Source organism: Cognatazoarcus halotolerans, from assembly GCF_009800965.1.
GTDB lineage: Bacteria > Pseudomonadota > Gammaproteobacteria > Burkholderiales > Rhodocyclaceae > Cognatazoarcus > Cognatazoarcus halotolerans.
In genome coordinates, this window is sequence record NZ_WUAF01000036.1 from 1 (window position 1) to 22,403 (window position 22,403).

At 60.1% G+C, this 22,403-nt stretch carries 21 protein-coding genes and 1 pseudogene; 16 read left to right on the forward strand and 6 right to left on the reverse strand.

The features are described 5' to 3' along the window. Window positions 1–150, reverse strand: a pseudogene (locus GQB03_RS22305) (IS5/IS1182 family transposase); the annotation flags it as partial. A gap of 608 nt (window positions 151–758) precedes the next feature. On the opposite strand from GQB03_RS22305, the gene GQB03_RS23460 reads away from it, so the two are divergent. After that, the gene (locus GQB03_RS23460; protein WP_268817582.1) at window positions 759–890 is read left to right on the forward strand and encodes a hypothetical protein; all 132 of its coding nucleotides are present in this window, start codon (window positions 759–761) and stop codon (window positions 888–890) included. A 38-nt stretch (window positions 891–928) separates the two neighbouring features. Here the strand turns inward: GQB03_RS23460 and GQB03_RS22315 are convergent, their stop codons facing one another. Continuing rightward, window positions 929–2,689 (reverse strand): peptidoglycan-binding domain-containing protein, encoded by a 1,761-nt coding sequence (locus tag GQB03_RS22315; protein WP_159693967.1) that lies wholly within the window; start codon window positions 2,687–2,689, stop codon window positions 929–931. A 44-nt stretch (window positions 2,690–2,733) separates the two neighbouring features. Continuing rightward, a complete protein-coding gene (tssI, locus tag GQB03_RS22320; RefSeq protein ID WP_159693969.1) occupies window positions 2,734–5,697 on the reverse strand; it encodes a type VI secretion system tip protein TssI/VgrG in 2,964 nt (987 codons plus the stop codon). 183 nt (window positions 5,698–5,880) lie between these two features. Between tssI and gluQRS the strand changes: the two genes are divergently transcribed. Both gluQRS and GQB03_RS22330 read left to right on the forward strand, forming a co-directional pair. Next, the gene (gene gluQRS / locus GQB03_RS22325) at window positions 5,881–6,804 is read left to right on the forward strand and encodes a tRNA glutamyl-Q(34) synthetase GluQRS (RefSeq protein WP_159693971.1); all 924 of its coding nucleotides are present in this window, start codon (window positions 5,881–5,883) and stop codon (window positions 6,802–6,804) included. Continuing rightward, window positions 6,804–7,295 (forward strand): CoA-binding protein, encoded by a 492-nt coding sequence (locus tag GQB03_RS22330; RefSeq protein ID WP_456064413.1) that lies wholly within the window; start codon window positions 6,804–6,806, stop codon window positions 7,293–7,295. The genes gluQRS and GQB03_RS22330 overlap by 1 nt, the downstream gene beginning before the upstream one ends. A gap of 43 nt (window positions 7,296–7,338) precedes the next feature. Here the strand turns inward: GQB03_RS22330 and GQB03_RS22335 are convergent, their stop codons facing one another. Beyond that, a complete protein-coding gene (locus tag GQB03_RS22335) occupies window positions 7,339–8,091 on the reverse strand; it encodes an endonuclease/exonuclease/phosphatase family protein (RefSeq protein WP_159693973.1) in 753 nt (250 codons plus the stop codon). Between the two features lie 61 nt (window positions 8,092–8,152). Here GQB03_RS22335 and GQB03_RS22340 point away from each other — a divergent pair, with 61 nt between their 5' ends. Both GQB03_RS22340 and GQB03_RS22345 read left to right on the forward strand, forming a co-directional pair. Continuing rightward, window positions 8,153–9,250 carry a RuBisCO large subunit C-terminal-like domain-containing protein gene (locus tag GQB03_RS22340; RefSeq protein ID WP_159693975.1) on the forward strand — a complete coding sequence of 366 codons (1,098 nt, stop codon included), beginning with the start codon at window positions 8,153–8,155 and terminating at the stop codon, window positions 9,248–9,250. After that, complete coding sequence (locus tag GQB03_RS22345; RefSeq protein ID WP_159693977.1) at window positions 9,247–9,696, forward strand: cupin domain-containing protein; 450 nt, start codon at window positions 9,247–9,249, stop codon at window positions 9,694–9,696. The genes GQB03_RS22340 and GQB03_RS22345 overlap by 4 nt, the downstream gene beginning before the upstream one ends. A gap of 43 nt (window positions 9,697–9,739) precedes the next feature. Here the strand turns inward: GQB03_RS22345 and nadA are convergent, their stop codons facing one another. Then, window positions 9,740–10,840 (reverse strand): quinolinate synthase NadA, encoded by a 1,101-nt coding sequence (gene nadA / locus GQB03_RS22350; protein WP_159693979.1) that lies wholly within the window; start codon window positions 10,838–10,840, stop codon window positions 9,740–9,742. 69 nt (window positions 10,841–10,909) lie between these two features. Continuing rightward, entirely contained in the window at window positions 10,910–11,362 is a 453-nt protein-coding gene (locus GQB03_RS22355) for a rhodanese-like domain-containing protein (protein ID WP_159693981.1), read from the reverse strand. A gap of 137 nt (window positions 11,363–11,499) precedes the next feature. On the opposite strand from GQB03_RS22355, the gene GQB03_RS23595 reads away from it, so the two are divergent. From GQB03_RS23595 to zapD, 11 genes are all read left to right on the forward strand, one after another. Then, window positions 11,500–12,015: a cation transporter dimerization domain-containing protein gene (locus GQB03_RS23595; RefSeq protein ID WP_159693983.1), complete on the forward strand. Its 516-nt coding sequence runs from the start codon at window positions 11,500–11,502 to the stop codon at window positions 12,013–12,015. Between the two features lie 138 nt (window positions 12,016–12,153). Continuing rightward, the gene (gene glnA / locus GQB03_RS22365; RefSeq protein ID WP_159693985.1) at window positions 12,154–13,563 is read left to right on the forward strand and encodes a type I glutamate--ammonia ligase; all 1,410 of its coding nucleotides are present in this window, start codon (window positions 12,154–12,156) and stop codon (window positions 13,561–13,563) included. Between the two features lie 138 nt (window positions 13,564–13,701). Continuing rightward, the gene (locus GQB03_RS22370) at window positions 13,702–14,190 is read left to right on the forward strand and encodes a DUF4124 domain-containing protein (protein ID WP_159693987.1); all 489 of its coding nucleotides are present in this window, start codon (window positions 13,702–13,704) and stop codon (window positions 14,188–14,190) included. 100 nt (window positions 14,191–14,290) lie between these two features. After that, the gene (glnL, locus tag GQB03_RS22375; RefSeq protein ID WP_159693989.1) at window positions 14,291–15,382 is read left to right on the forward strand and encodes a nitrogen regulation protein NR(II); all 1,092 of its coding nucleotides are present in this window, start codon (window positions 14,291–14,293) and stop codon (window positions 15,380–15,382) included. A 69-nt stretch (window positions 15,383–15,451) separates the two neighbouring features. Then, window positions 15,452–16,882: a nitrogen regulation protein NR(I) gene (ntrC, locus tag GQB03_RS22380; protein WP_159694003.1), complete on the forward strand. Its 1,431-nt coding sequence runs from the start codon at window positions 15,452–15,454 to the stop codon at window positions 16,880–16,882. 111 nt (window positions 16,883–16,993) lie between these two features. Then, the gene (locus GQB03_RS22385) at window positions 16,994–17,797 is read left to right on the forward strand and encodes a biotin--[acetyl-CoA-carboxylase] ligase (protein ID WP_159693991.1); all 804 of its coding nucleotides are present in this window, start codon (window positions 16,994–16,996) and stop codon (window positions 17,795–17,797) included. Further along, a complete protein-coding gene (locus GQB03_RS22390) occupies window positions 17,797–18,528 on the forward strand; it encodes a type III pantothenate kinase (protein ID WP_235027182.1) in 732 nt (243 codons plus the stop codon). The genes GQB03_RS22385 and GQB03_RS22390 overlap by 1 nt, the downstream gene beginning before the upstream one ends. 74 nt (window positions 18,529–18,602) lie before the next feature. Beyond that, on the forward strand, window positions 18,603–19,970 hold the full coding sequence (locus GQB03_RS22395; protein WP_159693995.1) for a TrpB-like pyridoxal phosphate-dependent enzyme: 1,368 nt from the start codon (window positions 18,603–18,605) through the stop codon (window positions 19,968–19,970). 11 nt (window positions 19,971–19,981) lie between these two features. Then, window positions 19,982–20,749 carry an SPOR domain-containing protein gene (locus GQB03_RS22400; protein WP_159693997.1) on the forward strand — a complete coding sequence of 256 codons (768 nt, stop codon included), beginning with the start codon at window positions 19,982–19,984 and terminating at the stop codon, window positions 20,747–20,749. Then, window positions 20,746–21,360 (forward strand): dephospho-CoA kinase, encoded by a 615-nt coding sequence (coaE, locus tag GQB03_RS22405; RefSeq protein ID WP_200832393.1) that lies wholly within the window; start codon window positions 20,746–20,748, stop codon window positions 21,358–21,360. Before GQB03_RS22400 ends, coaE begins: the two co-directional genes overlap by 4 nt. 111 nt (window positions 21,361–21,471) lie before the next feature. Continuing rightward, a complete protein-coding gene (zapD, locus tag GQB03_RS22410) occupies window positions 21,472–22,227 on the forward strand; it encodes a cell division protein ZapD (protein ID WP_159694005.1) in 756 nt (251 codons plus the stop codon). Window positions 22,228–22,403: the final 176 nt, after the last annotated feature.

Sequence of the window (22,403 nt, forward strand, 5' to 3'; positions counted from 1 at the left end):
CGAATAGAGCGCATCGAGTTCAGAAGAAATCGCGCCAAGTGCTCGCTCGGCCAGTTTCTTGACCCCGCGTAGCGGATGATCTGTCGGCACGCGGGATTCCGCCGAGAAGTAATGGAACATCGAGGACTGGGGATCAAGTTGGCCACGCATCGCTGTCAGGACAAGGGTTCGGAAGACCAGGCTATGACATTTGCCAGGGCCGTTCGTTCACTGGGTTTTGCATCAACCTGCTAGAGATGGCTTGGCATGGGTTTCGCAGTTGCTGGCTTCCACGGCAAGGACATTTCATAATCCGAGCAGTAATTCGAAAGTCGCGAATCGCCTGCTGGTGGGCCATACTCGCGAGATTTAATATTGTATCCAATATCATATTCTCTCCGTTGCTCAGAGTTTGTCTTCATGGAAAAACACTCTCGTATAACCTTGATGACGGCAAAGCCATTTTCGTATTCTCCCGGCTCTATATTTATAGACGTATATGCGCTCCAATGAATCCGCCTATAAAACTCTGGGGAGCACGCAACGAAGATGACGAAGTAGCTCAAGCTGTCGCTGTCGCCAGACATTCCATCGAAGCGACGAATAATAAAATCGGATCCTCCGTCTCCATTGAGATCCGGCTGCCCATATTCGTACGCTGGAAGATAGTGGTCATTGTGGCACTCCTCAGAATCTTCGGGCCCGCATATTGTTACCGATTCGTCGACATGCTTTCGAATAGAAAACAATTCGTCGTTTGGTGAGCAAATGGAACTATTTTGTGGCTGTGGCTGTGGCTGTGGCTGTGGCTGTGGCTGTGGCTGTGGCTGTGGCTGTGGCTGTGGCTGTGGCTGTGGCTGTGGCTGTGGCTGTGCATGGAGCGGGGGCAATGTGTTGCATGCGGTTATTAATAGCTGCGCCAAGATAATTCTGAGAATATTTTTCATGGTTAGATGTTTGTTAAATCTAAACTGAAAGAGTTTCTTTTTGTTCTAAGTTGGCCAAGTTGGTTATTGAGAGTGTAGCCACGATTTGCTCGATAAGGATAGTTTGGCCAATCAGCAACTTGTGCGTGTGTGTTATTTACCGCAAGTGATTCACTTAATATTGCCGCCGTCAGTGCCGCCTCAATCTGGTCCGTCCATTGAGAGGTAGGGCTGCTCCAAGGGAGGTGTGGGTTACTCGAAATTGCAGAAGCAATCGCTGAGTCTAGCCGTGACGATGTGGAGACGTGAGATGGTGCAAAGATGTGCCATCTAAGGATTAGCGCATTTGATTTCTCGGATGTGAGAATTTCGCCTATTGTAGCGCTAATCGTCACAGATCCTTCAGTAATGCTCGTTGTCCGGCTTCGGATGTCCCTTAAGCGAATTCTAACCATTCCCCAAATGCTACTCCAGTAGTCCCGGTTCGTTCTTCCTGCCATTACGTAGCGGAAGAACCAATGCCAAGTCTTATAATAGTCAGCTTCATTTGGGGAGCGATCGACCAGATCCATTGAGGAGATTGGTGGAGGCGACAGGGTTGGCGAAACTACATCATTGTGCGCACGAATCCATCCGACATACTTTCTCTGCTGTTGAACCCAATGGCTTGGTGAGCTGACTCCTTGCCATGTTTGGGCGGGGAAGAGGCCGAAATTTCCGAAAGCAGTACGATAGCCCGTCTCGCTTTTGCGTAAAAAATAGGCTAAGAACGCAGGAAGCTCTGCATCGTCGTATCCTCCGCTTGGGTAGAGCCCAAGAGTCCAATGGCAAGGTCCGACAGATACGAGCGCTGCGTCATAAGCATTGACGCAGTCGAAGTTTCCCATGCATTCAACTTCCGACACAGCGCGTACAACGCGAAAAGTAGAAGTTGTAGGTGAATTCGGGGAGATTGAAAGTGCTTGAATCGTGCAGGAGGCACCTATTAGTCTTTCGGGGAGAAGCTCGGCTTCATTCCAAGTGTGTTTCGGAACCTTGCTCAATGGCCCGGAGGTCGATACATTAGTCATGTAGGTGCCAAGGACGTGGTATTCCGATTGATTCCTCGTTGTTGGATATTGATAGTAAGACGTAAAATCCCTAAAAAATACCCTCGGAGTTGTTGAAGCTGCCTGATCAAGCCTCCATATGTTGCATCCATCGCTATAGAGCGTAGATCTATTGTTTCCGGAAACTCTCCATGCCTCAATGACAACAGGACATCTATAATTGTTGGCTAGCCAATGTTCAATGGCACCCCTGGTTTCTTGGTTTACCACGCCACTAATTGGTCCTGTATATGGTGCGCTGTTAGTTCTTTGTTCTAATGTCGCGACGTAATAGGTCATCGGCGGCGTCTGATTAGGTACTTGACCTAACGCTGCGACCTCGGGTGCTGTTTCACCTGCGTTGGGATCGTTGGTAAGGGTGGCCAGTTCGTTACGGTTCAGTCCAGCCACATGCAGCATGCCAGCGTATATCTGGAACTCTCTGACGGCCCATTCGGTGTATCTCCCGAAGTCGCCATCGACCACCTGGATCATGAAGAAACCAAGCTCTCGAAGGTCTTCTTGAAGCTGGTGAACATGTTGGGGAATTGCCAGCGTCGCTCCGCCTTGATTTTGTGGTGTCTGAGCCGACAGTGGCACTGGGGTCGCGATCGTACCGCCCCATGTCGGCGGCTGGTTGGCTGCGGGATTGCCGTCATTGTCATTGCGTTTTAGCGAGTAGTTGCCGTAGATCATGCCAATCCAAAATCAGGTGAGGCGAGGTTCAGAGATCGCTGGGGTCAGATGTCGTGCTGATTGCCGAGGAGTGAAAGGGTGCTGGATGTCATGTTGGAAGTTGCGGAGACGTTCCTCGATGACTGGAAACGTCGCAACGCCGCACGCGTTTTCGGCCCGTACTGCCCATCGACAGAGGCGGTATAGAAGCCGAGATTTTTCAGGCGAGACTGGATGCCTTTAACATCATTGGTCTTGACTTGCTGTTTGACGTCGAGAGTCCATATCCACGGCTCGTTTTCCAAGCCATACGGCCACACTGTGAGCGTCCCCTTCTTCGCAGGGCACGCCATGTCCGCAGAGATCGAGCCGTCTGACCCGAGCGTGCCGTTGAACGTCTGGCCGCCGATCTTCAGTTGATAGGGTTTTCCGGCCAAAGATTGGTGGCCGTACTGGGTCTGGACACGCACGCAGAGCATTTCGGGTGGTATCGCAGACTCATGGGGCAGGTGTTCCGGTACCACAGGAACACTCCCCGGCCCCTCAAACGCATTCCCACTCCCCTTGACCGAGAACGTCCCCGGACAGGCAAAGGTGATATCCCCACCCCTGAGCGTCACAGAGCTCTGTCCTGCCCTGAGCACGATGGTGTCCTTGGCGCTGATGTGGATCTCGTCGTTGCTGCTGGTGATGGTCACCGAATCGTCAGCGAGGATCTCCATCTCGTCGGTGTGCGCCTGAATCGTGTGGCTGCCGGCGGCGGCGATGGATTTGATGCCTCCGCCGTGGGTCAACAGGCTGGCAGCCGTGCCGACGGCGGAGCTGACGGTATGGGCGCTGGCGATGTGCAGGTCTTCCTGCACGGTGGCGTGAAGATGCTGGCCGGCGAACAGCACGGTGCTGGCCGGGGTGGAGAGTCCAATGTCGTCCGGCCCTTCGGTGACGATATAGGGTTTGGAGAAGCGCTCGGTGGGTGCGCCCAGGGTTCTGCTGTTGGCGGCGGCTTTCCTTGCCTCCTGGCCTCCGACGCTGCCTTCGTATTTGCCGTCCTTTTGTGGGTCGATGCCGTCGATGAATTCGGTCTGTCGTTTGTCGGTGTTGAGCGCTCTGGCCCCCTGGGCGGTGGCAGCTTCACTGAGTGCCTGGGCGGTTCGTTCGGCGGCACGGAGCTGGCCGACCGCTTCACTTACGTTCATTTGCGTGCCGGTGGCGTTCTGGCGGGTGGTGCTGCTGATGAGGATGCCTTCGCCGGCCCGCACGGCGAGCCAGCCGTCGGTTCGCAGTTCGAAGCCGGTGCCGCGCCAGGGGCCGCGGGTGGCGGTGTTCAGGGGCTGGTCGATGAGGTGGCCCAAGCCGAGCTGGGCCTCGGTTTCACTGGTGGCCAGGCGAGTGCGCAGTTGGCCGGGGGCGTCGTCGGTGAGCCACTGGTTGGTGCCAGTGCCTCTGCCTTCGTGGTTGTGGCTGTGCCAGCCGGAGACGGTGCCGGGGTGGTTGGCGTTTGATTCGATGCCGGCGGAGAACGGCGGCAGGTCTTCGCCGTTGTAGAGCTGGCCGATGATGAGGGGGCGGTCGATGTCGCCGTCCGTGAAGTCGATAAGCACTTCGGTGCCGATGCGCGGCAAGGCATGGCTGCCCCAGTTGGGGCCGGCGAGCCATTCGGCCACCCGGACCCAGGTTCCCGATGCGTTATCGCCTGGTGCGTTGCCTTTGTCGTCAGCCGCGCCGGTGTCCGTGAGCCCACCCCGGTTGGCGGCCGTGCCACGCTGCCAGGGGTATTGGATCTTCACGCGATGCTCGCGGTCGGTGGTGACTGCGGTAGCTGGGTGACCGACAACCAATGCTGTCTGCTGGCCGACGCGCGGACGCGGGAGCGGCAGGGGGACTAGCGGGGCGGCTAGGCGCTGGGCTACGAATCGGTTGCGATAGGTGCCTCGTTCCAGTTCCGTGCGCTCGAGCAGTTGAGCTGCTGCGGCACTCAGATTATTCGCCGCATGGTGTTCCACGCTAAGTAGGCGGAGATGGGCGTCCTCGCCTCGATGGCCGTCGTGTTGCGTGAGCATGAAGCGGGTGCCTGCGGCCATCTGACGCGCGGCGCCTTCACCATGCAGGCGGTGCTGCGCGGATTCCAGGGCCGCCAGCATAAGATCGGCGCGGAGTTGCGCGGCCGCGCTATCCTCGAATCGGTAGGCGCTCGCGGCCTCGTGGATCTCCAGTTGCGGCAGCATGTCGGTAGTTGATTGGCTGGCCGCCCGGGCGCCGGTGGCAATGAGCTTTTTGTAGTCCCAACTGCTGCGTGTGACCGCGTTGGGCACTATCTGGTGGATGTCATGCAGCACGCTGATGCTGTCTTCGCGCTCGGGGCTGTCGTTGCGATGGAAGCGGATGGCTTCCTGCCCGCAGGCGGGGGGCTCTGCGTCCCGGTCGAAGATCACCAGTGTGTGGCGGGCGCGGGTCGCGTCGTCGCCAGCCACGGCGACCTGGTCGTGCTCGAAGCGGAAAGACAGGCCTTCCTCGCTGAGCAGGCGACGCAGGAAATCGAAATCGGTTTCGCGATATTGGGTGATGCGGCTGTAGCTCCTGAGTGTCTGGGTGATCTCGGCGCGCCAGTCGGCCATCGGGTAATCGGCGAAGAGGGCTTCGGCAACGCCCAGCACGTCCCTGCCCTGAAACTGGAAGCAGTCTCGCCGCAGGGTACAGAACGCAAGCCACGGCTCGATGATCAGTCGGTAGCGGGCGAGACCGCCGTCGGCGCCCAGACTCATGGCCTCGGTGACATGGCCGTGCCAGTGACGGAGGCTGCCGTCTGCCTGCGTGAGTCGCAGGGTGATTTCCTCGCCCAGCAGCGGATCGAGCTCAAGGTGGGCGTTATCCGACAGGCAGTCTACCTCGAAGCGGAACAGCTCGTTGATCGCTTCGCGGCCGGTAAAGCGTTCGACCACCAGGGCAACATCGGGAGATGAAGTTTCGATCCGGATCAGGCGCGCGTGCTGGGAGAGGCTGGAGGCAAGGATGGTGTGCGAGGAGAGCATCGGCCCGGTTCGAAAAATGACTACGGCATTTTACGGGATCGCGCATGCGGGACGCCAGCGTCCGCGCTCCCGCGATGGATTTCCCGGCCTGTGCCGACGCGCAGGTCTGGAGCGTCTGGCGGCTACGCCGCTGCACGTGACCGGTGCATGCTCGCCTCACCCCGTCCCTGTTAACATGCGCTTATGAGCAAGCACGGCACCTATATCGGACGCTTCGCGCCGTCACCAAGCGGGCCGCTGCATTTCGGCTCGATGGTCGCGGCGCTGGGCAGCTATCTCGATGCGCGGCATTACCGCGGGCAGTGGTTGTTGCGCATCGAGGATGTCGACCGGCCGCGGGTCGTGCCAGGTGCAGAAGACGCGATTTTTCGAACGCTGGAGACCTTCGGGCTCGAGTGGGACGGCGCGGTGGTGTGCCAGCGCGATCGCGAACAGGCTTATGCGGCCGCCCTGTCGCGGCTCAAGGAGGGCGCCCGGGTCTTTGCCTGTGCATGTTCTCGGCGCGAAATCGCCGATTCGGTGCTGGCGAGAGACGGCAGCCATCGTTACCCTGGTACCTGCCGCAATGGCCTGCCGCCGGGACGTGCAGCCCGGGCGTGGCGCTTTCGTGCCACACCCGGGGAAGTCTGCTTCGATGATTCCCTGCAGGGCCGGATCTGCGAGGATGTCGATGCGGATGTCGGTGATTTCGTTCTGTTTCGCGCAGACGGACTGTTTGCCTATCAGCTTGCGGTCGTGGTCGATGATGCCGATGCCGGTGTCACGCACGTGGCGAGGGGGGCGGACCTGATTGATTCCACCTGTCGGCAGATCCTGCTGCAGCGCGCCCTCGGATTCCCGACGCCGCAATACATGCATTTTCCCGTGGTGGTCAACGCGGCGGGCGAAAAGCTCTCCAAGCAGACGCTCGCTGCCGCGGTCGATACATTGCCGCCCGCGGACGTCATGTTCAGGTGCCTCGCGTTTCTGGGCCAGTGCCCGCCGCCGGAACTCGCCCGCGCAGGAGTTGCTACTATCCGGCAATGGGCGATTGAGAACTGGAATAGACGCCTGGTGCCCCGGCAGCGGACCGGGCTGGCACCGGGTGAGCAAAGGGAGTATGTGTGATGATCGATGATATAGACGGCTTGCGGCGGGTACTGGCCGAAGACAGGGTCATCGCCGTTGTCGGCTTGTCTGCCAACTGGTTCAGGCCCAGCTATTTCGCCGCAAAGTACATGCAGGAGCGCGGCTACAGAATAATCCCGGTGAACCCCGCCTATGAGGAGGTACTCGGCGAGAAGTGCTACCCGAGCCTGCGCGATATTCCGGTGAAGGTGGACATGGTCGATTGCTTTCGCAAGGCCGAGGATATCCCCCCGCTGGTTGACGATGCGATTGCAATCGGTGCGCGCACGCTGTGGCTGCAACTTGGCGTGGTGAATCCGGAGGCGGAGAGCAAGGCCGAATCGGCGGGTCTGCGGGTGGTCATGGACCGATGCGTCAAGATCGAATACGCGCGCCTGTTTGGTGGTTTGGGATGGTTTGGCGTGAATACCGGGGTAATCTCGTCACGCCGCCCACCGATGCCGCCGCGGCCGGCAAGCGACCCGCGTTGATGAGGCTGTTTGCTTGGGAGCTGTCGCGTTGAGCCGGGCCGCGTCAGGTCCGGGGTAGCAGCTCCGCGGTCAGTGCCGCGTGGTCCGATATCTTCGACCAGGGACCTCCGAAGTGCGATTGTGAGGCCCTGACATTGAAACCCCTGACGTAAATCCGGTCCAGGCGGAAGAGCGGCAAGGTGCTTGGGTAGCTGCGGGCGGGGCGTCCGCGGTCTCCGCAGAAGACTTCCTGAAGACCCAGGCGGGCAGCCAGAAAATCGTCGGCATGGTTACGCCAGTCGTTGAAATCGCCGGCGATGATCAGTGGAGAGTCGCCCGGCGCGAGCATCTCCATGCGCGAGGCGAGGGCGTCCATCTGCCTGCGGCGGCTGCCCGCGAAGAGGCCAAGGTGAACGCACACACAGTGTGCATTGAGCGTAGAGCCGGGAAGCTCGATCTCGCAATGGAGCAGTCCACGCCGCTCGAAACGGTGGTCGGAGACGTCCTGGTTCGTGCTCGAGAGGATCGGGAAGCGACTCAGAACGGCGTTCCCGTGGTGGCCGTGATCATAGATGGCATTGCCGCCGTAAGCCGTTTGCAGCCAGCCGCCTTCCGCGAGGAAGTGGTGCTGCGGTTGCGGCGGCCAATCGGTGTGCCGCTGGGCATGACCGACGTGCAGCCCCTGGACCTCCTGCAGGAACACGATGTCAGCGTCGAGGGTGCGCAGACGATCTCGCAGTTCATGAATTACCATGCGGCGGTTGAACTGTGAGAATCCCTTGTGGATGTTGTAGGTGCAGATTCGAAGTGGCTTCATGCAGGATCGACTGCCCTCGAGTGCTCACCGAAGAGCGTTCATTGTAATGCCAGAGATGCGAATGAAGGATTTACACGTTACCTACCGGATCGAATGCGACGCTTCCGAAGTCGACGCGCGGGCGCAGGCGATTGCGGTCGAGCAGAGTATCGAGATGCCTCCGGCCGCGGTACGCAGCCAGCGTGTGAGGGATGAGGTGATCGGTGAGGTGACGGCAATCGAGCCGATCGAACCATCGGCCTATCGGGTGACGATCGGACTTTCGCTCGCGACCACCGGTCTCGATGCAGGCCAGCTCCTCAACATGCTGTTCGGCAACACATCGCTGCAGGCAGAGGTGAGCTTGCTGGATTTCGAGGCGGACCCAGACGCGCTTTGCGGATTTGGAGGTCCCCGCTTTGGCATCGAGGGGCTAAGAGAGCTTGTCGGGGCAGTCGAAAGACCGCTCACCTGCAGTGCGCTCAAACCTCAGGGCCTTGCACCCGCAGAGCTTGCGGCGCTGGCGGGCGAGCTGGCGCGTGGCGGCGTGGACATCATCAAGGACGATCACGGACTCGCAAATCAGGACTTTTCGCCTTTTGCCGAGCGCGTTCCGGCGGTACAGGCGGCTGTTGCAAAGGCAAACCGCGATACCGGAGGCAATACGCTGTATGTGCCAAGCTTGACCGGGGGGCCGGAGGCGGTGCGGGCGCGTTGGCAGCTTGCCCGCGATGAGGGCGTCGAGATGATGATGCTTGCACCCATGATCTCGGGCTTGTCGACCCTGCAGTACCTCGCGTCCTTGCCACGATCGGTGCCGATTCTTGCCCATCCTGCGATGGCCGGCGCAGCACGCATTGCGCCGCAGACCCTGATCGGCAGACTCTTTAGACTGTGTGGTGCCGACGCGGTGATCTTTCCCAATCACGGTGGCCGTTTCAGCTATTCGCCAGCATGCTGCAAGGCCCTTGCCAAGGCGGCACGACAGCCCTGGGGGAGGTTCAAGCCGGCGATGCCGGTGCCTGCCGGGGGGATGACGCCGGCGCGTGTGGGCGAAATGGTGGACTTTTACGGCTCTGATGTGATGCTGCTGATCGGCGGTGCGCTTCTCGGTGCGGCAGAAGGAGTCGAAGTGGCTGCGAGATCCTTCTCACTTGGCGTCAAGGCGACAGGGTCGTGAGCGCGCCGTATGTTCGCAAGGCGCTCGGTCCCGGGCATTGGGCAGAGGTCGAGGTGCACGATTACAAACAGCCGGGCAGCGCGCCGTTTCGCGATGTCACCCGACAGGTGCTGTTTCGCGATCCGGCGCTTGCCGCTGAGTGGCGCTACTTCGAGGTGGCTCCGGGCGGGCATTCGACGCTCGAGCGGCATCAGCATGTGCATGCCGTGATGATCCTCGAAGGGCGCGGCATGTGTCTGGTGGGGGGCAGCCTATATGCTGTTGCTCCACACGATCTCGTCAGCATTCCCGCGGATACGTGGCATCAGTTCCGTGCTGACGAGGAGGTTTCCCTCGGCTTCCTGTGCCTGGTCAATGCGAAGAGGGACCGGCCCCGTTTGCCCGCGGAAGAGGATCTCGCCGAGTTGCGGCGTGATCCTGAAATCGCGGCTTTCATTCGCGTTTGAAAAAGCCGCACGTGGCGGCTTTGCGCGGAGCGCGTGCTCCAGTTCAGGAAATGGCGAGCATGCGTTCAAGCGCGATCTTTGCCTGCTCCGCTTCGTGGGGCGGAACCGAGATGCGATTGACGACATTTCCCTCGGCCAGGTTTTCCAGCGTCCAGGCAAGGTGTTGCGGGTCGATGCGTTGCATGGTCGAGCACATGCACACCGTCGGTGCCATGAACTGGACGATCTTGCCCTCAGGCTTGACCTCTTCGGCAAGCCTATTTACAAGGTTGAGTTCGGTACCTACCAGCCAGCGTGTGCCGGGTGCGCCGGCCTTGATGGTATTGATGATGTACTCGGTCGAGCCGACGAAATCCGAATTGATGCATACGTCGAGATTGCTTTCCGGATGAGAAATGACGATGCCGTCAGGATATTGCATGCGCCAGCGGCGGATGTGGCTTTCCTGGAACATCTGATGCACCGAGCAATGACCTTTCCAGAGCAGGATCTTCGCGTTGCGGATCTGTTCGTGGGTGAGGCCGCCGTACTCGAGGTCAGGATCCCACACGACCATCTGGTCGAGCGGAATGTTCTTCTTGTAACCGGTCCAGCGGCCGAGGTGCTGGTCCGGAAAGAAGAGGACCTTCTCGCGCTGGGCAAACGCCCAGTCGAGAATCGTCGGTGCATTGGTGGACGTGCACACGATGCCGCCGTGTTCGCCGCAGAATGCCTTGAGATCGGCCGCCGAGTTGATGTAGGTCACCGGGGTGATGACGTCATCCGGTTTGTCCAGGACCTCGGAGAGTTCGCGCCAGCAGCGTTCGACCTTCGCGAGGTTGGCCATGTCGGCCATCGAGCAGCCGGCGGCGAGGTCAGGCAAGACCGCAATCTGGTGCGGCTTGGACATGATGTCGGCGACTTCCGCCATGAAGTGGACGCCACAGAAGACGATGTACTCTGCATCGGTCTCGGCAGCGAGTTTCGATAGCTTGAGCGAGTCGCCCGTGAGGTCGGCGAACTGATAGACGTCCGCGCGCTGATAGTGGTGGCACAGCAGTACCGCGCGATCACCCAGTCTGGCGCGTGCGATGCGGATACGCTCTTCGGCCTCCTTGTCCTGAAGGGTGTTGAAGCGATCGAAACTGATGTTGGCGACTTGCATCTGTAGGGCCTCTTGCAATGACCCGGGCGCGTCGGCCGAAAACGTTCGACGCGGATCCGGCGATGGAACCTAACTCTGAATCCAGGGCAGCCCGGCGCGGCGCCAGCCCCCCGCATGGTTGCGCTGCCCGCGGGCATCCTTGTCGCCCTCGAAGCCTTCGAGGACGTTGTAGCAATTGGTGTAACCGGCCTCGAGCGCCCGACGGGCCGCGCCGTCAGAGCGTCCGCCACTGCGGCAAAGAAACAGCACGAGCGCTTCCCTGTCGACCTGATGCGTGAGTTCGGACAGGAAGTTCGGGTTTGGTTGTCCACCGGGATAGGTCTGCCATTCGATCTCGACCGCTTCAGGTACCCGTCCGACCCAATCCCATTCCGCCCGGGTGCGAACATCGACCAGCTGGGCTCCGGGTGCAAGTTTCCACACCTCGAAGGCCTCAGCGGGCGTCAGCGCCCCTGCGTAAGGCAAATTCAGGTCGCTGGCACGTCGGTGCGCCAGCGAGAGGAGTTCATTCAATTTTCCCATGGCTTGGGTCCGGCTAGAATGGCGGCTCATGAGTATAACGCTTGGCCCATGACCGGCGAAAATCGCAATGATCCGCACGCTGCGACTGTCTCTGACTGCGCGTGGGCTCGTCGAATCGATAACTTGAGCGTTTTCGGGTGACCAATTTGACCACGCCGGGGGTAGTGGGGTTGCACGCGTTGCGTACCCGCAGGATGGCCCATCAGGTGCGCGTGGACGCGCATGTCCAAGCAAATCCGCGTATTGCGGTTTGGGAGGGGCGCCACATTGCCTGGGCAGTGCGGGCGCGCGTGCGGAAGGCATATTCGGATGTGCTGGATGTGCCAGTCGATGTCGGTGTGGAGAACGACGTGGATATGGTCCGCCAGGGCACCTTGCCTGAGCGTGACGAACTGCTGCGTAGCCTGGCCTCGTGCTGGGGAAAGAATTGCCCCAGCCGATGCAGGTCCGGCTGCATTACCCCGGGAGCAAGGTTGAAGCGGAACTGTATCTTCCGTTCGAATGGCTTCAGGAGGATGATCGCGCAACGTGCGCAACAGGATGTCTTATGGGGCCGGGACGTGTCCGGTTTTTTCGCCAGATCACCTTGCATGGCACTGTTGCACGCTAGTGGTGCGTTAGGGTTTTTTATGCACTTAAATGGTGCATTTTGACGTCCCTTTTTTGGTGCGCAAGCCGGGTGATGGCGACGCGCCGAGGTTTTTTTGCTGTGGCACACTAAGTGCTAGGATTCGTCCGACGAATTTTTCGTTCTTAATTGCTGATCAACGAGCCAAAACCAGGAGTTGAGCATGTCCGTAGAAAATGTAATGAAGCTGATCCAGGATAACGAAGTGCGCTTCGTTGACCTGCGGTTTACCGATACCCGCGGCAAGGAGCAGCACGTCGGCCTGCCGATCTCCGCGTTCGAAGAAGATCACTTCGAACACGGTCACCCGTTCGACGGCTCGTCGATCGCCGGCTGGAAGGGTATCCAGGCTTCTGACATGATCCTGCTGCCGGAGGCTTCCTCTGCCTATATCGATCCGTTCTACGACGAAACCACACTGGTTCTGACCTGTGACGTGATCGAGCCGTCCGACGGTAAGGGCTATGACCGCGATCCGCGCTCGATCGCCAAGCGTGCCGAGGCATATCTCAAGAGTTCCGGTGTGGGTGACACCGCGTTCTTTGGCCCGGAGCCTGAATTCTTCATCTTCGACTCCGTCGAGTGGTCGGTCGACATGTCGGGCGTCTACAGCAAGATCCTTTCCGAAGAGGCTGCCTGGTCGACCGCCGACAAGTTCGAAGGTGGCAACACCGGTCACCGCCCGCGCGTCAAGGGCGGCTACTTCCCGGTTCCGCCGGTCGATAGCCTCAACGACATCCGTGCTGCGATGTGTCTTGCGCTCGAAGCCGCCGGCGTGCCGGTTGAAGTGCATCACCACGAAGTGGCCAACGCTGGCCAGTGCGAAATCGGCACCAAGTTCAGCACCCTGACCCAGCGTGCCGACTGGACCCAGGTGCTCAAGTACATTGTTCATAACGTGTCGCATCAGTACGGCAAGACCGCGACCTTCATGCCCAAGCCGATCGTTGGCGACAACGGTTCCGGCATGCACGTTCACCAGTCCATCTGGAAAGACGGCCAGAACCTGTTCGCGGGTAATGGCTACGCAGGCCTTTCCGAACTGGCGCTGTACTACATCGGCGGCATCATCAAGCATGCCCGTGCGCTCAACGCGATCACCAATCCGGGAACCAACTCCTACAAGCGCCTCGTGCCGCACTACGAAGCGCCGACCAAGCTGGCCTACTCGGCCCGCAACCGCTCGGCTTCGATCCGTATCCCCTACACCGCGAATCCGAAAGGTCGTCGTATCGAAGCGCGCTTCCCGGATCCCCTGGCCAACCCCTACCTCTGCTTCTCGGCACTGATGATGGCTGGCCTGGACGGTATCCAGAACAAGATTCATCCGGGTGATCCGGCCGACAAAAACCTCTACGACCTGCCGCCGGAAGAGGATGCACTGATCCCGACCGTGTGTACCAGCCTTGACCAGGCGCTTGAGTACCTCGACAAGGATCGCGAGTTCCTGACCCGTGGTGGCGTGTTCTCGAATGACTTCCTCGACGCCTACATCGCGCTCAAGAGCGAGGAAGTCGATCGTCTGCGCGTGACGACCCATCCGGTCGAGTTCGATCTGTATTACAGCCTGTAAGCTTCAAGCAGGTTTGGTACGTTTTTAAAAGGGACGGGCTTTTGCCCGTCCCTTTTTCATTGCTGAATCGGGTCGACCGGTTTGCATTTGTCGTGAGGGCTTCCTACACTCGTGTCCTTGCGTTGAGAGGGGCGATTGATGCAGAAACTCGTTCTCGCGAGTGTCTTTGCGATGATGTGGCAGACAGCGGCGCATGCCGACATCTATAAATGCGTGGATTCGCAGGGCCGGGTAACTTATACGAACGACAGATCCTCGGCGCGGGGGTGCACACCGTTGAGCCGTGACCTGCCCGTTTCATCGATTCCGTCGTCTGGCAGGCCGCAGACGTCGTCCGTGCCCGCCCCGCCGGCAGGTGCAGCGGCAACCTCCTTTCCTCGTGTGACGCCGGATACCCAGCGCGAGCGGGATGACAGCCGCCGTCGAATTCTCATGGACGAGCTTGCAGCCGAAGAGGCATCGCTCCTCGAAGCGCGCAAGAACCTCGACGAACAGGAGTCGATAAGGCTTGGCGACGAACGCAACTATCAGAAGAAACTGGACCGGATCCAGCCGTTCAAGGACAAGGTAGCGCTGCACGAACGCAATATCGAGGCGCTCAGAAAAGAGATCGGTAATCTGCGTTGAGCGTGCGCTACGACGCCTGGACTGCCTGGCCACGGAAACTTCGTCGGCGTAGCGGTGTGACCTCTTTGCGGTGGCGTGGATCTTGCTCAATGGTCGCTATATGGCAGATTTGAAACGATCCAGACTCAATCCGGCCCAGGCCTACGCTGGACTGGAATTGCTCTCGTCCGCAGTGGTGCTTGCCGACGATGCGTTCCGTATCCGCTATCTCAACCCGGGAGCGGAAAATCTCTTTGCGGTCAGCTACCGGAAACTGTCGGGAGCGCCTCTGGCGGAGCTACTTGGAAATCCGGCAGAGCTTGAACCGGCGCTTACCAACGCCTTGCACAACAACTGGAGCTATACGGGGCACGATCTCCAGGTGTTGCGCCCCAGTGGCGAACTGTTGCGTCTTGATTGCACCGTCACGCAGGTCGAGGCGGACGGCGTCCGCCAACTTCTGCTCGAGTTTCGTCCAATCGATGCTCAGCTTCGGGTAGCGCGGGAAGAGCAATTGCTGCAGCAGCAACAGGCAAATCGTGAGTTGATTCGCAACCTCGCTCACGAAATCAAGAATCCACTGGGAGGTATCCGCGGCTCGGCGCAGTTACTGGCGGGCGAGCTTTCGGATCCTGCTTTGCGCGAATATACCGAAGTCATCATCGCCGAAGCGGACAGGCTGCAGGATCTGATGAACAGATTGCTTTCCGCTCGCTCCATGATGCGGCCGACCCTGCTCAATACCCACGATGTGCTCGAGCGGGTGCGGCGTCTGGTGAGGGCCGAATTCCCCGATGTCCGGGTACGCCGCGACTACGACACCAGTCTGCCCCTACTCATGGGTGATCGAGAGCAATTGATCCAGGCGATCCTGAACATCGCTCGAAATGCCGCCCAGGCGATGGATGGAAACGGCGAGATAACCTTGCGGACCCGTATTGCCAGACAGAAGACTTTTGCAAAGCGGCGTCACAAGCTGGCATTGGAATTGCAAGTGATCGACAACGGTCCCGGAATTCCCGAAGCCATTCGACACACCTTGTTCTATCCACTGGTGTCCGGACGGGACGGCGGCAGTGGGCTGGGGCTGTCGATTGCCCAGACCTTCGTCGAACAGCATCAGGGCATGATCGAACTGGAGAGCCGGCCTGGACGCACTTGCTTTTCGATACTGCTGCCGGTAGGTGCCGGGACCGAACGCGATGCACCATAGTGGTGCATATAACTTGAGATTCTGGCTTCCTGAGCGATAGGGAGCAATAACTGGCCAAGAACACTCATGATGAATGCAGTCTGGATCGTGGATGACGATCGTTCAATCCGCTGGGTGCTTGAAAAAGCTCTTGCCAGGGAAGGGATAGAGCATAGGAGTTTTGCGTCGGCACGTGACGTCCTCGATGAGTTGCAACGTACCAACACGTTGCCCAGGGTGTTGGTTTCCGACATTCGTATGCCGGGGGAGTCAGGGCTCGAGCTGCTCAAGGAGGTGAAGGCCGCGCACCCGCAGTTGCCCGTGATCATAATGACGGCATACTCGGATCTCGACAGCGCAGTGGCAGCCTTCCAGGGCGGAGCGTTCGAATATCTTCCCAAACCCTTTGATGTCGACCAGGCGGTGAGCCTTGTCCGCCGTGCGATCGAGCAGGGCGCGGATGAGCAGGGTGTCGGAGAGGAATCGGCGCTCGCGCCGGAGATTCTTGGCCAGGCTCCGTCGATGCAGGAGGTTTTCCGGGCCATCGGCCGGCTTTCGCAGTCCCATGCGACGGTGATGATTACCGGCGAGTCAGGCAGCGGAAAGGAACTGGTTGCCCGGGCACTGCATCGTCACAGCCCGAGACGCGATGCGCCATTCGTCGCCATAAACACGGCGGCCATCCCCCGGGATCTGCTCGAGTCGGAATTGTTCGGGCACGAGCGGGGCGCCTTTACCGGTGCGACCGCCCAACGACGGGGTCGTTTCGAGCAGGCGGAAAGTGGGACATTGTTTCTCGATGAAATCGGCGACATGCCACCGGAGCTCCAGACCCGTCTTCTGCGTGTGCTCTCCGATGGGCATTACTATCGCGTCGGTGGGCATCAGCCGATCAAGGCAAACGTCAGAGTCATTGCCGCGACGCACCAGAATCTTGAGGATCGTGTCCGACAGGGCATGTTCAGGGAAGATCTCTTTCACCGACTCAACGTGATTCGTCTGCGTTTGCCGCCGCTCAGGGAGCGGCGCGAGGACGTCGCGTTGCTGGTCAAGCATTTCCTGCAGAAAAGTGCACGTGAACTGGGGGTCGAGCCAAAGCGGCTGACCGAGGGCGCTCTGCACCACATGCAGGCCCAGACTTTTCCGGGTAACGTGCGCCAACTCGAGAACGTCTGTCATTGGTTGACTGTCATGGCACCTGGCCAGTTGATCGATGTGGCGGATCTTCCGCCCGAAATGCGGGATTCCGGTGATACCGCGCCGAGACCGGGAAACTGGACGCAGGCGCTCGGCGCGGAAGCCGATCGCTTACTCGCGGAATCTCCCGGCGAAGTCCACGAGCGCTTGTTGAGAGAGTTCGAGCGCGTGCTGATCCGCAGGGCGATGCATGCAACAGGCGACCGGCGAGTCGAGGCTGCCCAACTGCTGGGCCTTGGGCGCAACACGATTACGCGCAAGATTCAGGAACTCGGTATCGATGCCGATTCGGGCTCCGAATTGCAGGACCGTGGCGGGAGCTGATCGGTTGCGGGTGTTGGCCCGGTGAACCGCGGCGGTTTGCATCGCGCATCGGGCGGACAAAGCGGTGATGAATGGCGGATAATGCGAGCACTATCATCGTGCATCTCGCCCATGCCACCCAAGTTTGCGCCACTCGATCCATCCCGTATTCTTGCCGGACTCGGAGATCGTGCCCGGTATTTCGAGGTGCGGGTGATCGACGAGTGTGGCTCGACCAATTCGGAGCTGGTTGAAGCAGCCCCGGATCCGCTCGGGCGCATCCAGGTGCTTGCCTGCGAGCGGCAGACCGGTGGTCGTGGCCGTCGCGGCAGGAGTTGGTTGTCGTGGGACGAGGGGAGCCTTACCTTCTCTCTTCGCTGGAGCTTCGAGCCTGGCCCGCACATGCCGGCGGGGCTCTCGCTGGTCGCGGGCCTCGCGGTGGCGAGAACGCTCGAACGACTGGGGGGCGAAGGCGTTCAGCTCAAGTGGCCGAATGACGTGCTGGTCAACGGCCAGAAGCTCGCTGGAATCCTCATCGAACTGGTCCAGGGGCGGGGTCAGCGCGCCTCGGCCGTGATCGGCATCGGTGTCAATCTGCACGTGCCCCAGGATGCCGCGATCGATGTGGTGGGCGGAGTGGCCGATCTGGTCGGCGTGTTATCCGGCTTGCCGGATCGAAACACACTGCTCGCAATGTTGCTGAGCGAACTCGCTACGCTGCTGGACACCTATTCGAGCGCCGGCTTTGCAGCACTCCGTGGAGCCTGGATGCAACGCAACGCGTTTGCCGACTTGCCGGTGTTGCTTTCCGGCGAAGGCTGGTCGCAATCCGGAGTCTGCGCGGGTGTGGACGAAGACGGTGCTCTGCTTCTAGAGACGCCGGATGGATTGCGCAGGGTCCTTTCCGGTGAGATTTCGTTACGGCTTGCACCGTGATGTTGCTGCTTGATGCCGGCAACACTCGCCTGAAATGGGCATTGCATGACGGCCAGACAATCGTGGAGTCGGGCGCGATCGACTACGGCGATCTGTCCGAGCTGCAAACCAGGGCCGCTCGCCTTCGATCTGGGACCCCGGTCATTGGTGTCAACGTCGCGGGCCCGGCGGTTGCTGAATCCATTGTCACTGCCCTCAAGCCGTATGGCTTCATGCCACGCTGGAATGTCGCATGTCGCCGCCAGTGCGGGGTGCAGAACAGCTACGAGGTAGCCTCGCAACTGGGTGCCGATCGCTGGGCCGCGTTGATCGGGGCGAGAACCCGGCACCGGGGGGCCGCACTCGTTGTGATGGCGGGTACTGCCACCACAGTCGATCTGCTTGACGAGACAGGGGCGTTTCTAGGCGGCCTGATTTTTCCCGGCTTCGATCTCATGCGCACCGCGCTGGCTGGCAACACGGCGCAACTCCCGTTGGCTGACGGCCGTTATGCAGATCGGCCCAGGCGTACCGCCGATGCGATCTTCAGTGGTTGCCTGCAGGCCCAGGTGGGGGCGGTGGAGCGCATGTTCCCGCAACTCGAGATGCACCCCGCCCCAATCTGTCTGGTGGGCGGAGGCAGCGCCGAACTGCTAATGACTGCGTTGTCGATACCATGTCGGCACGAGCCCAATCTCGTGCTGCACGGCCTTGCGGAGATCGGTCTTGAGCTCGGGCAATGCCGCGATTGAGCGCTTTGGGCTAACATCTGCGCTTCTAACGATGGGTGGCTGAAAGGCCATGCGTCTTGCCTGAGGGGAAGTCGATGAGCGAGCCGACACGAATCGTGCTTGAAGCGGATGAGATTCCGACGCATTGGTACAACGTGGTTGCCGATCTGCCAAACCCGCCGGCGCCACCGCTTGGCCCGGATGGGAACCCCGCAACGCCGGAGCAGATGCTGGCAATATTTCCGGGGCAGATTCTCGAACAGGAAATGTCGGCCGAGCGCTGGATTGCGATTCCGGACGAGGTCCGCGAGATCTACAAGATATGGCGCCCGAGTCCGCTCATGCGTGCGGTTCGTCTGGAGCGGGCGCTCGGCACCCCAGCACGGATCTTCTACAAGTATGAAGGCGTGTCACCCGCCGGTTCTCACAAGCCAAATTCGGCGGTGCCGCAGGCCTTCTACAACCGGCAGGCGGGAATCAAGCGCCTGACCACCGAGACGGGCGCCGGCCAATGGGGCTCGTCGATCGCGTTCGCCGGGCAGATGTTCGGCCTCGATGTGCGCGTTTACATGGTCAAGGTGAGTTACGAGCAAAAACCCTATCGCCGCCTCATGATGCAGACTTGGGGCGCGGAAGTCTTCGCCAGCCCGACTGACTTGACGGGCACCGGCCGTTCCATTCTCGAGCGCGATCCGGAGAATCAAGGGTCGTTGGGGATCGCGATTTCGGAAGCAGTAGAAGAAGCGGCGGGCAGGGCGGATACCAATTACACGCTTGGATCGGTGCTCAATCACGTTCTGCTGCACCAGACCATCATCGGCCTCGAGGCAAAGAAACAGTTCGACAAGATCGGGCTTTATCCCGATGTGGTACTTGGCCCATGTGGCGGAGGATCGAGTTTCGGCGGTTTGGCCTTTCCATTTCTTGCCGACAAGGCTGCCGGTGACGCGAGGGCTAAGAATCTTCGTTGCGTAGCTGTCGAACCCAGTTCCTGTCCGACGCTCACCAAGGGTGCCTATGCCTATGATTTTGGCGATGCGTCCGGTTTTACGCCGCTCATGAAGATGTACACCCTCGGACATGATTTCATGCCTCCCGGAATTCATGCCGGCGGATTGCGTTATCACGGTGATTCGCCGTTGGTATCGCAGCTTTATCACGAAAAGCTGCTCGAGGCCGTGGCGGTGCCCCAACTTGCCACCTTCGAGGCCGGCGTTCAGTTCGCACGCAGTGAAGGAATCATTCCTGCCCCCGAGTCCTGCCATGCGATCAGGGCTGCGATCGACGAAGCGCTTGTGTGTCGTGAAAGCGGTGAATGCAAAACGATTCTCTTCAATCTTACGGGTCATGGCCATTTCGACATGAGCGCCTACGAACGGTACTTCTCGGGAGGGCTGGAAGATTACGAGTATCCGGCCGCAGCGGTGCTTGATTCTCTCGCTCATCTGCCCAGGTTCGGCTGACCGGATACACGATGCCCCTTGTTCGATTGCTGTTCTTCATCCTGCTGCTCGTCAACCTGTTCGCCTTCGCGCTTCTGCAGGGCTGGCTCGGGGGTAGCGGGCCACGTGGCGAACCGGAGCGGCTGACCAATCAGCTTCGGCCTGCGCAAATAGTGCTTGGTGCGCCGCTGGCCGAGCCTGTGCCGAATGAACCGGCACCTTCTGCAGAGATCGCAACCCGGGCTGTTTCTGTCGGGGCGCCCGTTGCCGCTCCGGAGCAGGAGTCTGATCGTGTGCCCGATCAACCCGTCTCACCACCGTCGGAGGCGGTCGAGGTGAGCGTGCCACCGGCATGCGTACGATTTGCCGGTCTCGGTGCGGAGCAGGCCGCTGACATGATCGAGCGGACACGGCGCGCAGCGAACGGCCTCAAGATTGACGATGTGCGCGTCGGCTCGCCCAATGGGTGGTGGGTCTTCGTGCCTTCGCAGGAAAGCCGTGATGCTGCGGCGGTCAAGGTGACCGAGCTGCGCGCCCTCGGCGTCAAGGATCTGTTCATCATTCAGGAAGCCGGGCCACACCAGTACGCCATTTCCCTCGGAGTTTTCAAGACCGAGACTTCAGCCAGGCAGCTTCTCGCACGCCTGCAGGCGCAGGGGGTGCGAAGTGCCCGCGTAGCCGAACGCAACAGCGAAACCCATCGCGTCGAAATCCGTGGTCCGGGGGATACTGTCAGCAGCCTTGCCAGCGAGTTCGGTGGCCGCTATCCCGGCGCGACCAAGCTTGGTTGCACGCCGTGAGAAGGCCGTTCGTTGTCGGGCTGACCGGAGGCATAGGCAGCGGCAAGAGTGCTGCCGCAGATGGATTTGCCGCACTCGGGGCTGCAGTGGTAGACACTGACCTGATTGCACATCAATTGACCGCAGCTGGCGGTGGTGCGATCGAAGCGCTGCGTGATGCCTTTGGCAATGCAGCCATTTCGGAAACCGGCGCGTTGGATCGCGTCGCCATGCGTGAGAGGGTTTTTGCGGATCCCTCGGAGCGGCAGCGGCTCGAGAGGATCCTCCATCCGATGATCCGTCGTGAGAGCGATCGGCAGTGCGGGCTGGCCGAAGCGCCTTATGTCGTGCTTGTCGTGCCGTTGCTGATCGAATCAGGAGGTTACGTCGGGCGATGTGATCGGATCTGCGTGGTCGATGTACCCGAACAGCTCCAGATCGAGCGGGTGCTCCGGCGCAGCGGTCTGTCCAGCGACCGAATTCGTTCGATCATGGCCGCACAGGCCAGTCGCGAGACACGCCGTGCAGCTGCCGATGACATCATAGACAACAGCGGTGATCTCACAGACCTGCGGTCCCGCGTCGAAACATTGCATCGTCTTTATCTCGCGCTCGCTGCAAAATCGGGCTGAAAGCCCCGCTGCAGAGCAATATTGTTTGCGGTCCGGTGGAAGCAGGGGCTGGCAGGGGGTGTGCTATCATCGGCGCCACTTGAAGCGGCAAACCATGCGGGGCCCGATACGGTGATTACCTACGAGTATCCTCTGAATGAGCGCATTCGCACGCTGCTCCGCCTGGAGGATTTGTTCGGTCGGATCGCCCATTTCAGCCACAGTGATGAAGCGCATGCCCACCACAGTGCACTCCTCGCGACCTTTGAGGTGCTGGAGGTGGCGAGCAGAGCCGATCTCAAGGTCGACCTCGTGCAGGAACTCGAGCGCCAGCGGCAGATTCTGCTGAGCTTTCGCAACAATCCGGAGATTTCGGAAGAGGCGCTTGCAGGTGCCCTTTACGAGATCGAACAGTCATCGGCCGCATTGTTGGCGATGGCGGGAAAGATCGGCCAGTATCTGCGCGAAAATGAGTGGCTGATGGCGATCAAGAGCCGTGCCGCGATTCCGGGTGGTGCCTGCGAATTCGACCTTCCCTCGTATCATTTCTGGCTGAACAGGGATCCAGAATTGCGTCGTGTCGATCTCGAACACTGGCTCGGCCCGATCGTACCGATCCGTGATGGCCTGACCATTGTGCTTCGATTGCTTCGGGCGAGCGGCCGGCCGGAAGCGCAACGGGCGCCACGTGGTGTGTATCAGTTGATGATGGCGGGCCGGACCGTGCAGATGATCCGTGTCCGTATCGCACGGGGAATTTCCGCCGTGCCGGAGATCAGCGCAAACAAATATGCGCTCAATATTCGCTTCATGCTGCCCGAGACGGTCTCGCGTCCGCGGCAGACCGATGTCGATGTCAATTTCGAGCTGACTTTCTGCAATCTCTGAACATGACCCAGAACGATACGTTACCGCGGCGCACGGTCAGGTGCCCTAACAGGGTGATGCAAAAGTGCCGGACTCCGCACCGGCAAAGGACCCCAGCGTAATTTTCATGGCGACTTCAGGGCGAGATTTGATTTTTCAATTCGATTCGAGGTGCCGAATCGCACATCGGAGGGCGC